Origin of the sequence: Citrobacter amalonaticus (assembly GCF_037053465.1) — a bacterium.
Lineage (GTDB): Bacteria > Pseudomonadota > Gammaproteobacteria > Enterobacterales > Enterobacteriaceae > Citrobacter_A > Citrobacter_A amalonaticus_H.
Genome location: NZ_JBALIF010000011.1, coordinates 26,156 through 39,137, shown reverse-complemented (window position 1 = coordinate 39,137; position 12,982 = coordinate 26,156). Strand labels below are relative to the sequence as shown.

14 protein-coding genes are annotated in these 12,982 nt (G+C 56.5%); 12 read left to right on the top strand and 2 right to left on the bottom strand.

The window, feature by feature from the left end:
- Positions 1-16 precede the first annotated feature (16 nt).
- From eutH to eutR, 7 genes are read left to right on the top strand one after another with little or no spacing between them, the layout of a single operon-like run.
- Positions 17-1,243, top strand: a complete 1,227-nt coding sequence (eutH, locus tag WB371_RS17325) for an ethanolamine utilization protein EutH (protein ID WP_336221276.1) — start codon at positions 17-19, stop codon at positions 1,241-1,243.
- Positions 1,240-2,643: an ethanolamine ammonia-lyase reactivating factor EutA gene (eutA, locus tag WB371_RS17320; RefSeq protein WP_336221275.1), complete on the top strand. Its 1,404-nt coding sequence runs from the start codon at positions 1,240-1,242 to the stop codon at positions 2,641-2,643. Before eutH ends, eutA begins: the two co-directional genes overlap by 4 nt.
- Before the next feature lie 11 nt (positions 2,644-2,654).
- The gene (gene eutB / locus WB371_RS17315; protein WP_336221274.1) at positions 2,655-4,016 is read left to right on the top strand and encodes an ethanolamine ammonia-lyase subunit alpha; all 1,362 of its coding nucleotides are present in this window, start codon (positions 2,655-2,657) and stop codon (positions 4,014-4,016) included.
- 21 nt (positions 4,017-4,037) lie between these two features.
- Entirely contained in the window at positions 4,038-4,934 is an 897-nt protein-coding gene (gene eutC, locus WB371_RS17310; protein ID WP_336221273.1) for an ethanolamine ammonia-lyase subunit EutC, read from the top strand.
- Between the two features lie 9 nt (positions 4,935-4,943).
- On the top strand, positions 4,944-5,603 hold the full coding sequence (gene eutL / locus WB371_RS17305) for an ethanolamine utilization microcompartment protein EutL (RefSeq protein WP_336221272.1): 660 nt from the start codon (positions 4,944-4,946) through the stop codon (positions 5,601-5,603).
- A 12-nt stretch (positions 5,604-5,615) separates the two neighbouring features.
- On the top strand, positions 5,616-6,122 hold the full coding sequence (eutK, locus tag WB371_RS17300) for an ethanolamine utilization microcompartment protein EutK (protein ID WP_336221271.1): 507 nt from the start codon (positions 5,616-5,618) through the stop codon (positions 6,120-6,122).
- A 47-nt stretch (positions 6,123-6,169) separates the two neighbouring features.
- Positions 6,170-7,222: an HTH-type transcriptional regulator EutR gene (eutR, locus tag WB371_RS17295; protein ID WP_336221270.1), complete on the top strand. Its 1,053-nt coding sequence runs from the start codon at positions 6,170-6,172 to the stop codon at positions 7,220-7,222.
- 117 nt (positions 7,223-7,339) lie between these two features.
- On the opposite strand, the gene hemF is transcribed toward eutR, so the two are convergent.
- Both hemF and amiA read right to left on the bottom strand, forming a co-directional pair.
- Entirely contained in the window at positions 7,340-8,239 is a 900-nt protein-coding gene (gene hemF, locus WB371_RS17290; RefSeq protein WP_336221269.1) for an oxygen-dependent coproporphyrinogen oxidase, read from the bottom strand.
- Positions 8,240-8,241: 2 nt separating this feature from the next.
- Positions 8,242-9,111, bottom strand: coding sequence for an N-acetylmuramoyl-L-alanine amidase AmiA (gene amiA, locus WB371_RS17285; RefSeq protein WP_336221268.1), 870 nt, complete (start codon positions 9,109-9,111; stop codon positions 8,242-8,244).
- Between the two features lie 211 nt (positions 9,112-9,322).
- Between amiA and WB371_RS17280 the strand changes: the two genes are divergently transcribed.
- The 5 genes from WB371_RS17280 to ucpA all read left to right on the top strand — a co-directional run bounded on the left by WB371_RS17280 (position 9,323) and on the right by ucpA (position 12,954).
- The gene (locus WB371_RS17280) at positions 9,323-9,748 is read left to right on the top strand and encodes a GNAT family acetyltransferase (RefSeq protein WP_336221267.1); all 426 of its coding nucleotides are present in this window, start codon (positions 9,323-9,325) and stop codon (positions 9,746-9,748) included.
- Entirely contained in the window at positions 9,735-10,184 is a 450-nt protein-coding gene (locus tag WB371_RS17275) for a DUF2919 domain-containing protein (protein ID WP_336221266.1), read from the top strand. The genes WB371_RS17280 and WB371_RS17275 overlap by 14 nt, the downstream gene beginning before the upstream one ends.
- Positions 10,185-10,244: 60 nt before the next feature.
- The gene (locus tag WB371_RS17270; protein ID WP_336221265.1) at positions 10,245-10,820 is read left to right on the top strand and encodes an RpoE-regulated lipoprotein; all 576 of its coding nucleotides are present in this window, start codon (positions 10,245-10,247) and stop codon (positions 10,818-10,820) included.
- Between the two features lie 95 nt (positions 10,821-10,915).
- Entirely contained in the window at positions 10,916-11,815 is a 900-nt protein-coding gene (yfeX, locus tag WB371_RS17265; protein WP_336221264.1) for a porphyrinogen peroxidase, read from the top strand.
- A 347-nt stretch (positions 11,816-12,162) separates the two neighbouring features.
- The gene (gene ucpA / locus WB371_RS17260; RefSeq protein ID WP_336221263.1) at positions 12,163-12,954 is read left to right on the top strand and encodes an SDR family oxidoreductase UcpA; all 792 of its coding nucleotides are present in this window, start codon (positions 12,163-12,165) and stop codon (positions 12,952-12,954) included.
- Positions 12,955-12,982 lie beyond the last annotated feature (28 nt).

Below are 12,982 nucleotides of genomic sequence, written 5' to 3'. Positions count from 1 at the left end.
AAATGGAGATAAGGGTATGGGAATTAACGAAATCATCATGTACATCATGATGTTCTTTATGCTGATTGCCGCCGTGGACAGGATCCTGTCGCAGTTCGGCGGGTCGGCGCGCTTCCTCGGTAAGTTTGGTAAGAGCATTGAGGGCTCCGGCGGCCAGTTTGAAGAAGGGTTTATGGCGATGGGCGCGCTGGGGCTGGCGATGGTCGGTATGACCGCGCTGGCGCCGGTGTTAGCCAAACTGCTTGGTCCGGTGATTATTCCGTTGTACGAAATGCTTGGCGCTAACCCGTCTATGTTCGCCGGCACGCTGCTGGCGTGCGACATGGGCGGCTTCTTCCTCGCCAAAGAGCTGGCGGGGGGCGATGTGGCGGCCTGGCTCTATTCCGGGCTGATTCTTGGGGCGATGATGGGACCCACCATCGTATTCTCCATTCCCGTCGCGCTGGGCATTATCGAGCCGTCTGACCGTCGTTATCTGGCGCTTGGCGTGCTGGCGGGTATTGTCACCATCCCTATCGGATGTATCGCCGGTGGTCTGGTGGCGATGTACTCGGGCGTTGAGATCAACGGTCAACCGGTGGAGTTCACCTTCGCGCTGATCCTGATGAATATGATCCCGGTGATCATCGTCGCCGTGCTGGTGGCGCTGGGGCTGAAATTTATCCCGGAAAAAATGATCAACGGTTTCCAGATCTTCGCCAAATTCCTCGTGGCGCTGATCACCATTGGCCTTGCCGCGGCAGTTATTAAATTCCTGCTGGGCTGGGAGCTGATTCCGGGTCTCGATCCAATCTTCATGGCGCCTGGCGACACCCCCGGTGAAGTGATGCGCGCCATTGAAGTCATTGGTTCTATCTCCTGCGTGTTGCTTGGCGCTTATCCGATGGTCCTGCTGCTGACCCGCTGGTTTGAAAAACCGCTGATGCGCGTCGGTAGCCTGCTGAAAATCAACAATATGGCGGCAGGCGGCATGGTGGCGACGCTGGCAAACAACATCCCGATGTTCGGCATGATGAAGCAGATGGATACCCGAGGCAAAGTCATCAACTGCGCTTTTGCGGTCTCCGCCGCCTTCGCGCTGGGCGATCACTTAGGTTTCGCCGCGGCTAACATGAACGCCATGATCTTCCCGATGATTGTCGGCAAATTGATTGGCGGTGTGACGGCGATTGGTGTGGCGATGATGCTGGTGCCTAAAGATGAAGATGTCCCGGCTGCAACGGAAGTGGAGGCGCAATCGTGAACACGCGCCAGCTACTGAGCGTCGGTATCGATATCGGCACCACCACCACTCAGGTGATCTTCTCGCGCCTGGAGCTGGTTAACCGTGCGGCAGTGTCGCAGGTGCCCCGTTACGAATTCATCAAACGCGACATTAGCTGGCAAAGTCCGGTCTTCTTTACGCCCGTCGATAAGCAGGGCGGGCTGAAGGAGGCTGAGCTCAAAGCGCTGATCCTGGCGCAGTATCAGGCGGCGGGTATCGCCCCGCAAGCGGTGGATTCAGGGGCCATCATCATTACCGGTGAGAGTGCGAAGACCCGCAACGCGCGTCCGGCGGTAATGGCGCTCTCGCAATCGCTCGGCGATTTTGTGGTCGCCAGCGCAGGACCGCATCTGGAGTCGGTGATTGCCGGTCATGGCGCCGGGGCGCAAACCCTCTCTGAGCAGCGTATGTGCCGGGTACTGAATATCGACATCGGCGGCGGCACTTCGAATTACGCGCTGTTTGACGCCGGTAAAGTCGCGGGAACCGCTTGTCTCAACGTTGGCGGGCGTTTGCTGGAAACCGACGGCCAGGGACGCGTGGTTCATGCCCATCAACCCGGACAGAGGATTGTTGACGAGCTGTTCGGTGCCGGAACCGACGCCCGCACGCTGACCGTCACGCAACTGGAGCAGGTGGCACAGCGGATGGCGGACCTGATTGTTGAGGTTATTGATGGAACGCTGTCGCCGCTGGCGCACGCGCTGATGCAGACCGGATTACTGCCTGCAGGGATGAAGCCTGAGGTGATTACCCTTTCCGGCGGAGTGGGCGAGTGCTATCGCAATCTGCCTGCCGATCCGTTCTGTTTTGCCGATATTGGCCCGTTGCTCGCCACCGCGTTGCATGAAAATCCGCGACTGCGCGCCATGAATGTGCAATTTCCGGCGCAAACCGTGCGCGCCACGGTGATTGGCGCGGGGGCGCACACGCTGTCGCTCTCCGGCAGTACCATCTGGCTGGAGGGCGTTCAATTGCCGCTGCGCAATCTGCCGGTGGCGATCCCGGTGGATGACGCCGATCTGGTTGACGCGTGGCAACAGGCGCTGATGCAACTGGATCTCGATCCGCAAACTGACGCTTACGTACTGGCGCTGCCCGCCACGCTGCCGGTGCGTTACGCCGCATTACTCACGGTCATCGACGCGCTGCTGGCGTTTGTCGCGCGTTTTCCGAATCCGCATCCCCTGCTGGTGGTGGCCGAGCAGGACTTTGGTAAAGCCCTGGGCATGCTGTTACGCCCACAGTTACAGCAACTCCCGCTGGCGGTCATCGATGAGGTGGTTGTCCGGGCGGGGGACTATATCGACATTGGTACGCCTCTTTTTGGCGGATCGGTTGTGCCGGTGACGGTGAAATCACTCGCATTTCCTTCCTGAGGGAACGACTTATGAAACTAAAGACCACATTGTTCGGCAATGTTTATCAGTTTAAGGATGTAAAAGAGGTGCTGGCAAAAGCCAACGAACTGCGTTCGGGGGATGTGCTGGCAGGCGTCGCGGCGCAAAGTTCGCAGGAGCGCGTGGCGGCGAAACAGGTGTTGTCGGAAATGACGGTAGCGGATATTCGCAACAACCCGGTGATTTCCTATGAAGAGGACTGCGTCACGCGTCTGATTCAGGACGACGTCAACGAAACGGCCTACAACCGCATTAAAAACTGGACCATCAGTGAGCTGCGTGAGTACGTGCTGAGTGATGACACCTCGGTGGATGATATTGCCTTTACGCGCAAAGGGTTGACCTCGGAAGTGGTCGCTGCGGTAGCGAAAATCTGCTCCAACGCTGACCTGATCTACGGCGGCAAGAAGATGCCGGTGATCAAAAAGGCCAACACCACGATCGGCATCCCGGGCACCTTCAGTTGCCGTTTGCAGCCGAACGACACCCGTGATGACGTGCAGAGTATTGCCGCGCAAATCTACGAAGGGCTCTCTTTCGGCGCAGGTGATGCGGTGATTGGCGTGAACCCGGTAACCGATGACGTGGAGAACTTAAGCCGCGTGCTGGACACGGTGTACGGGGTGATCGACAAGTTCAACATTCCGACTCAGGGCTGCGTGCTGGCGCACGTCACCACCCAGATTGAAGCAATCCGCCGCGGCGCGCCGGGCGGGCTGATCTTCCAGAGTATCTGCGGCAGCGAAAAGGGCTTAAAAGAGTTTGGCGTGGAGCTGGCGATGCTGGACGAAGCGCGGGCTGTAGGGGCGGAGTTTAACCGTATCGCCGGAGAAAACTGCCTGTACTTTGAAACCGGGCAGGGCTCTGCTTTGTCTGCGGGGGCCAACTTCGGTGCCGATCAGGTGACGATGGAAGCGCGTAACTATGGGCTGGCGCGACACTATGACCCATTCCTCGTTAACACCGTGGTGGGCTTTATCGGGCCGGAGTATCTCTACAATGACCGCCAGATTATTCGCGCCGGTCTGGAAGATCACTTTATGGGCAAGCTGAGCGGCATCTCGATGGGCTGTGACTGCTGCTACACCAACCATGCCGATGCCGATCAGAACCTCAACGAAAACCTGATGATTCTGCTCGCCACCGCGGGCTGTAACTACATCATGGGTATGCCGCTGGGTGACGACATCATGCTCAACTACCAGACCACCGCCTTCCACGATACCGCGACCGTACGCCAGTTACTGAATCTGCGCCCGTCGCCGGAGTTTGAACGCTGGCTGGAAACGATGGGCATTATGGCAAATGGTCGCCTGACCAAACGGGCGGGCGATCCGTCACTGTTCTTCTGATGACGCGGGGATGACAAAACCATGGATCAAAAACAGATTGAAGAAATTGTACGCAGCGTAATGGCGTCAATGGGAGAGACCCAACCTCAGACTTCAGCGCCATCAACACCGACTTGCAGCAAACCGCAGTGCGCGGCACCGTCGGCGGCAGAAAGCTGTGCGCTGGATCTGGGTTCCGCAGAAGCGAAAGCCTGGATCGGCGTTGAAAATCCGCACCGCGCCGAGGTGCTGACCGAACTGCGCCGGAGTACCGCCGCACGCGTCTGCACTGGACGGGCGGGTCCACGTCCACGCACCCAGGCGCTGCTGCGTTTTCTCGCCGATCACTCACGCTCGAAAGACACCGTGCTGAAAGAGATGCCGGAAGAGTGGGTGAAAGCGCAGGGACTGCTGGAAGTGCGCTCGGAAATCAGCGACAAGAATCTCTACCTGACGCGCCCGGATATGGGGCGTCGTCTGAGCCCGGAAGCGATTGAGGCGCTGAAGTCACAGTGCGTAATGAGTCCGGATGTGCAGGTAGTGGTGTCTGACGGCCTGTCTACCGATGCCATCACCGCGAACTACGAAGAGATCCTGCCGCCGTTGCTGTCGGGTCTGAAACAGGCCGGGTTGAAGGTCGGGACGCCATTCTTTGTCCGCTATGGCCGCGTGAAGATAGAAGATCAGATTGGCGAGATCCTCGGCGCGAAGGTGGTGATTCTGCTGGTGGGCGAACGTCCGGGGCTGGGGCAGTCGGAAAGTCTCTCCTGCTATGCGGTCTATTCACCACGCGTGGCGACGACTGTGGAGGCCGATCGTACCTGTATTTCCAACATCCACCAGGGGGGTACGCCGCCGGTAGAAGCCGCCGCCGTCATCGTGGATTTGGCCAAACGTATGCTGGAGCAAAAAGCGTCCGGCATCAACATGACCCGTTAAGGAGGCATCATGCCAGCATTAGATTTGATTCGACCCTCGGTCAGCGCGATGCGCGTGATCGCTTCCGTGAACGACGGGTTTGCGCGTGAACTTAAATTACCGCCGCATATACGTAGCCTCGGTCTCATCACGGCAGATTCTGATGACGTCACGTATATTGCCGCAGACGAAGCGACGAAACAGGCGATGGTTGAAGTGGTATATGGCCGTTCCCTGTATGCCGGGGCCGCTCATGGGCCGTCGCCGACCGCCGGTGAAGTATTGATTATGTTAGGCGGGCCGAACCCGGCGGAAGTGCGCGCCGGACTGGATGCAATGGTCGCCCATATTGAAGGCGGCGCGGCGTTTCAATGGGCGAACGATGCCGAGGACACGGCGTTTCTGGCGCACGTGGTGTCGCGTACCGGCTCCTATCTCTCGTCAACGGCAGGCATTGCGCTGGGCGACCCGATTGCCTATCTGGTGGCGCCGCCGCTGGAAGCGACCTTTGGTATTGATGCGGCAATGAAATCTGCCGATGTTCAACTGGTGACGTATGTTCCGCCGCCGTCGGAAACTAACTATTCCGCGGCGTTTTTGACCGGGAGCCAGGCCGCCTGCAAAGCCGCCTGTAACGCCTTTACCGATGCGGTTCTGGATATCGCCCGTAACCCAATTCAGCGCGCGTAACGGAGGTCATCAATGATCAATGCACTGGGGTTACTGGAAGTGGAGGGCATGGTCGCCGCAGTCGACGCGTCGGACGCCATGCTGAAAGCCGCTAACGTCAACCTGCTGAGTCATGAAGTGCTTGACCCAGGGAAGGTGACGCTGGTGGTGGAAGGCGATTTGGCGGCGTGTCGCGCGGCGCTGGATGCCGGAAGTGCTGCGGCACAGCGGACAGGCCGTGTTATCAGCCGCAAAGAAATTGGTCGGCCGGAAAATGACACCCAGTGGCTGATCGGTGGATTTAAGCGTGCGTCGACGCAACCTGAACCCAAAAAAACGCCGGAACCTGAAGCGCCAGTGCGCTCGGAACAGGCAGATGCACTGCTGGCGCAACTGGCGACAGTGCGTCAGGGGATGACGGCGGGAGAAGTCGCCGCGCACTTTGGCTGGCCGCTGGAGCAAGCCCGAGCCGCGCTGGAGCAGCTCTTTACTGACGGGGCGTTGCGCAAACGCAGTAGTCGCTATCGCTTAAAAAATTAACCTGTCGGAGGGCCGGGCGTCTTATCAGGCGTCCGGCATAAAAGATCATGAAAAAGACCCGTTCAGCCAGTTTGCACCATCTTTATCATGAAGCGTTACCCGAAGACGTTAAGCTCACGCCAAAGGTTGAAGTCGATAACGTTCACCAGCGGCGGACCACGGATGTCTATGAACACGCGCTGACGATTACCGCCTGGCAGCAGATTTACGATCAACTGCACCCGGGAAAATTTCACGGCGAGTTCACGGAAATCCTGCTCGACGATATCCAGGTTTTTCGGGAATACACCGGGCTGGCGCTGCGCCAGTCGTGTCTGGTCTGGCCGAACTCTTTCTGGTTTGGCATTCCGGCTCGCCGTGGCGAGCAGGGATTTATTGGCGCGCAGTGTCTCGGCAGCGCTGAGATTGCGACCCGTCCAGGCGGGACGGAGTTTGAACTGAGCACCCCGGATGATTACACCATTCTTGGTGTCGTGATTTCGGAGGATGTTATTTCCCGCCAGGCCCAGTTTTTACACAACCCGGAGCGGGTGCTGCATATGCTGCGCAACCAGTCGGCGCTGGAGGTCAAAGAGCAGCATAAAGCGGCGCTGTGGGGCTTCGTCCAGCAGGCGCTGGCGACGTTTAGCGAGAACCCGGAGAACCTTCATCAAGGCGCCGTGCGCAAGGTGCTGGGAGATAACCTGCTGCTGGCGATGGGAACCATGCTGGAAGAGGCGCAGCCGATTAACACGGCGGAGAGCATCAGCCACCAGAGCTACCGTAAGCTGTTATCCCGCGCGCGGGAATATGTGCTGGAGAATATGTCGGAGCCGTTGACGGTGCTCGATCTCTGTAATCAACTCCACGTCAGCCGCCGGACGTTGCAAAATGCGTTTCATGCCATTCTGGGCATTGGCCCGAATGCATGGCTGAAAAGGATCCGCCTGAACGCGGTGCGCAGAGAATTAATCAGTCCGTGGTCGCAAAGCACCACGGTGAAAGACGCGGCCATGCAGTGGGGATTCTGGCATTTAGGGCAATTTGCAACTGACTATCAGCAGCTGTTTGCCGAGAAACCCTCATCAACGTTACATCAGCGAATGCGGCAGTGGATGTAGTTTCGTGCCTGATGGCGCTACGCTTATCAGGCCTACAAAGCCAGACCCCGTAGGCCGGACAGGTCGAAACCGCCATCAGATTGTAGGCCTGATAAGGCGTAAGCCGCCATCAGGCAATTACACCCACTCGCGCACCTGGATAAAATCGTACAGGGCGGCCTCGGGGCTTCCGGCTTCCGGCTGCCAGTCGTATTCCCAACGTACCAGCGGCGGCATTGACATCAGGATCGATTCGGTGCGCCCGCCGGTCTGCAGGCCGAACAGCGTGCCGCGATCCCACACCAGGTTAAACTCTACGTAGCGTCCCCGGCGATAGAGCTGGAAGTGACGCTCACGCTCACCCCAGTTCAGGGTTTTGCGCCGCTCGACGATCGGCAGATACGCATCGGTATAGCCTTTACCAACGGCCTGCATAAAGCTAAAACAGTGGTCAAAGTCCGGCGTGTTCAGATCGTCGAAAAACAGCCCGCCGATCCCACGCTGCTCGTTGCGATGCCTGAGGAAGAAATAGTCGTCGCACCACTTTTTGTAACGCGGATAAACATCGTCGCCAAAGGGCTGACACAAATCCCGTGCCGTGCGATGCCAGTGAACGGCGTCCTCTTCAAAACCGTAGTAGGGCGTTAAGTCGAAACCGCCGCCAAACCACCAGACCGGGTCAGCACCCGGTTTTTCTGCTATGAAGAAACGCACGTTGGCATGGCTGGTGGGAATATAGGGATTGAGCGGATGCACAACCAGTGATACGCCCATCGCTTCGAAACTGCGTCCCGCCAGTTCCGGACGGTGCGCGGTGGCTGACGCGGGCATCGCATCACCATGCACATGGGAAAAGTTGACGCCGGCCTGTTCAAAGATCCCGCCACTGCGCAACACGCGGCTGCGACCACCGCCGCCTGCGTCACGCTGCCAGCTATCTTCCACAAACTTTTCGCCATCAATGGCGCAGAGTTGCTGGCAGATCTCGTCCTGTAGAGTGAGCAGGAACTCTTTTACGCGGTGTGCATCGGGTTTCATGATTAACGCTTCTTCGTATGTGCTTTCTGATTATCAAACCAGTGGAAATAGCTGATTACGCCGTTGGCGATAGCCGTGGCAATTTTCTGGCGAAAGGCAGTTGTGCCCAGCAGTCGCTCCTCTTCCGGGTTGGTAATGAACGAGGTTTCCACCAGTACCGACGGGATTGACGGTGATTTTAGCACCACAAACGCCGCCTGCTCTGTATTGCGGCTGTGCAACTTATGCACCGGCTTGATCTTCTTGAGAATATGCGAACCCAGGGTCAGGCTGTTTTTAATGGTATCCGTCTGTACCAGATCGAACAGCACCTGTTGTAGCAGGTGATCTTTGTCGGTCGTTTTCTTCCCGGCCACTTCATCGGCACGGTTTTCACGATCGGAAAGGTATTTCGCCATAGCGCTACTGGCCCCGCGATTGGAGAGGGCAAACACCGATGCGCCCGCCGCGCTGGGATTGGTAAAACCATCCGCATGAATCGACATAAACAGATCTGCGCCATGCTTATGGGCAATTTCGACACGATCGTACAGAGGAATAAAGGTGTCGCCCGATCGCGTCAGACGGCAGTCGATCCCCTGGCTGCGTAAAATGGAACGAACATTCTTTGCGATTGCCAGTACGACGTGTTTTTCTTTTGAACCGTTGCGACCAATAGCGCCGGTGTCAATTCCACCGTGTCCCGGATCGAGCACAACAATGCGTTTGCCACCCGAGTTTTTCTTCGCGGGTTGACTGTGACCGTTGCTGGTTTTCAGTGGAGCTTCTTTTGCTGTGGCGTACGACATTCCTGTGAATGTCAGCGCAGCGAGTCCAGCTTTCAGCACCTGGCGGCGCGATGTGAGTGTTTTTAGGGGTTTAAAAGTGCTCATACGGCCTGAGTTGTAAAAAATTAAGTCCTGATGTTATATCGTATCGCGTATTCCGTTACGACGTCTGATGTTGAGAATTGTTTTACTTTTCATTTCAATACGTGACAGAGCGGCATTATGCCATTTTTTTCGCCGTTTCGCGTCAGATATTGGCTAAATTAGCCGTTCGCGCCATAATCGGAGTTTTAACCTCGAAAAGGGCCTCAATACCATGGAGATACGCGTTTTTCGCCAGGAAGATTTCGAAGAGGTGATCACCCTCTGGGAGCGCTGCGATTTGTTGCGTCCGTGGAATGACCCGGAAATGGATATCGAGCGGAAAGTGAATCATGACGTCAGTTTGTTTCTCGTCGCGGAAGTGAACGGCGAAGTGGTGGGGACGGTGATGGGCGGTTATGACGGTCATCGTGGTTCAGCCTGCTATCTGGGTGTGCATCCTGAGTTTCGCGGACGTGGCATCGCCAATGCGCTGCTTAACCGGCTTGAGAAAAAACTGATCGCGCGTGGATGTCCGAAAATTCAGATCATGGTGCACGAAGACAACGATGTGGTGCTGGGCATGTATGAGCGGCTCGGTTATGAACATGCCGATACGCTGAGTCTCGGTAAACGTCTGATCGAAGATGAAGAATACTGAGTTTCATCCTGCGGATTACGACAGCCACGGCCATTTGCGTCTGCCTTTTTTATTCTGGCTCGTGTTGCTGCTCCAGGCGCGCACCTGGGTGTTATTTGTGATTGCGGGCTCGTCCCGCGAGCAGGGCGCCACTCTTCTGAATCTGTTTTACCCCGATCACGACTCGTTCTGGCTGGGGCTGCTACCGGGGATCCCGGCGGTCGTGGCATTTTTGCTAAGTGGACGACGTTACACTTTTCCCCGTCTCTGGCGCGTGTTGCGCCCGCTGCTGATTGCCGCGCAAATCGTGTTGCTCTGCTGGCAGCCCGTATTGTGGCTCAATGGCTCCCCTGTGAACGGCGTTGGACTGGCGCTGGTGATTGCGGATGTTGTGGCGCTGCTATGGCTGCTGACAAACCGACGACTGCGCGCCTGTTTTGCCCTGGAAAAAGAATAACGGAACTTTTTGGTGAAGCCGGACTCCAGGTAACGTTGATTATTGAAGAAAGGAATTGAGATGAAATCGCTGCGAGTCTTGTTATGTGTGATGCCGCTGGCGCTGAGCGGCTGTTCGACGCTTTCGTCGGTGAACTGGTCGGCCGCCAACCCATGGAACTGGTTTGGTTCATCGACCAACGTAACCGAGCAGGGCGTTGGGGCATTAACCGCATCAACCCCGCTGAATGAACAAGCCATCACCGATGCGCTGGACGGTGACTATCGCCTGCGTAGCGGCATGAAAACCGCCGACGGCAATGTGGTCCGCTTTTTCGAAGCGATGAAGGGTGACAAAGTGGCGATGGTCATCAACGGCGAACAGGGCACGGTCAGCCGCATTGATGTGCTGGATAGCGATATTCCTTCCGATGCGGGTGTCGAAATCGGCACTCCGTTTAGCGATCTTTACAGTAAAGCGTTTGGCAACTGCCAGACTGCCACAAGCGATGAGCAAAACGCCGTCGAGTGTAAAGCTGAAGGCAGTCAGCATATTAGCTATCTCTTCACTGGTGAATGGAAAGGCCCGGAAGGATTAATGCCCTCTGACGATACGTTGAAAACGTGGAAAGTCAGCAAAATTATCTGGCGTCGTTAATTTGCGTCTGAACAAACCGCCGTGCGGCAAAACAGGGTAAAATAGTTCCCATCAATGCCACGATTGCGTGGCATTCTCATTTTTCAGGAGGAATGATGTCTCAGGTTCAAAGTGGCATTTTGCCAGAACATTGCCGCGCAGCGATTTGGATTGAAGCGAATGTCAAAGGCGACGTTGATGCCCTGCGCGCGGCCAGCAAAACCTTCGCCGATAAGCTGGCGACCTTCGAAGCGAAATTCCCGGATGCCCATTTGGGCGCTGTCGTTGCGTTTGGCAACAAAACCTGGCGCGCCCTCAGTGGCGGCGTCGGCGCTCAGGAGCTGAAAGACTTTATTCCTTACGGCAAAGGTCTGGCGCCGGCTACGCAATACGATGTGCTGATCCATATTCTTTCTCTGCGCCATGATGTGAACTTCTCTGTCGCTCAGGCGGCAATGGAAGCCTTTGGCGACTGCGTTGAGGTGCAAGAAGAGATCCACGGTTTCCGTTGGGTGGAAGAGCGTGATCTGAGCGGTTTTGTTGACGGTACGGAAAACCCGGCAGGCGTTGAGACTCGCCGCGAAGTGGCCGTGATCAAAGATGGCGTGGACGCTGGCGGCAGCTATGTTTTTGTCCAGCGTTGGGAACATAACCTTAAACAGCTTAACCGCATGAGCATTCACGATCAGGAGATGATGATCGGGCGGACGAAGGAAGCCAACGAAGAGATCGATGGCGACGATCGTCCCGCCACCTCTCACCTCAGCCGTGTCGATCTGAAAGAGGACGGCAAAGGGCTGAAGATCGTCCGCCAGAGCCTGCCGTACGGCACCGCCAGCGGCACGCACGGACTCTATTTCTGCGCTTACTGCGCGCGTCTGCACAACATTGAACAGCAACTGCTGAGCATGTTTGGTGATACCGACGGTAAACGTGATGCGATGCTGCGCTTCACCAAACCGGTGACCGGCGGGTATTATTTTGCGCCGTCGCTGGATCGTCTGCTGGCGCTGTGATGTTTGTCGGATGACGGCTTCGCCTTATCCGGCCTACAAACTGGACCGTTTACTTGCGCTGTGATGTTTGTCGGATGACGGCTTTGCCTTATCCGGCCTACAAACTTGCCGCTCTACGTAGGCCTGATAAGCGTAGCGCCATCAGGCATGAACGCATTGATGATGCCAAATGACGGCTTTGCCTTTTCTGCACAACAGCGAAAAATACCAATCCTCGCCCTGGCGGGGATTATTTTTATCTAAGATTTACCTTAATTAGTGAGCTGTTCCTCAGCACTAATCTGTTTTTACTGTATTTTCAATGTTAATGGAGTGTGAGACTTCATATTCACAAGGAGAGCATTGAAATGGGTAAACTCACGGGCAAAACAGCATTGATTACGGGCGCATCAAAAGGCATTGGCGAAGGCATCGCTAAAGTATTTGCCCGGCATGGCGCGAACTTAATCTTGCTGGATATCTCCGATGAGATTGAAAAGCTGGCGGACGAACTGGGCGGCCGTGGGCATCGCTGTACAGCCGTGATTGCGGATGTGACTAATCCTGCGTCCGTGGCGGCGGCGCTGAAGAAAGCGAAAGAAGTGGAAGGCCGCATTGACATTCTGGTCAACAATGCGGGCGTTTGTCGTCTGGGCAGCTTCCTCGACATGAGCGATGAAGATCGCGATTTCCACATTGATGTGAATATCAAAGGCGTCTGGAACGTGACGAAAGCCGTTTTGCCGGAGATGATTAAGCGCAAGGACGGGCGCATCGTGATGATGTCCTCGGTCACTGGCGATATGGTCGCCGATCCGGGTGAAACCGCGTATGCGCTGTCGAAGGCGGCCATTGTCGGGCTGACGAAATCGCTGGCGGTGGAGTATGCCCAGTCGGGAATTCGTGTGAACGCGATTTGCCCAGGCTACGTGCGTACCCCGATGGCGGAAAGCATTGCGCGTCAGTCTAATCCGGAGGATCCGGAATCCGTGCTGACTGAAATGGCGAAAGCCATTCCGCTGCGTCGACTGGCTTGCCCACTGGAAGTGGGAGAACTGGCGGCCTTCCTTGCTTCTGATGAGTCCAGCTATCTCACAGGGACGCAAAACGTGATAGATGGCGGCAGCACCTTGCCGGAAAGCGTTAGCATCGGCGTCTGATTGCCGCCAGCCCTTACCCCTCCTGACC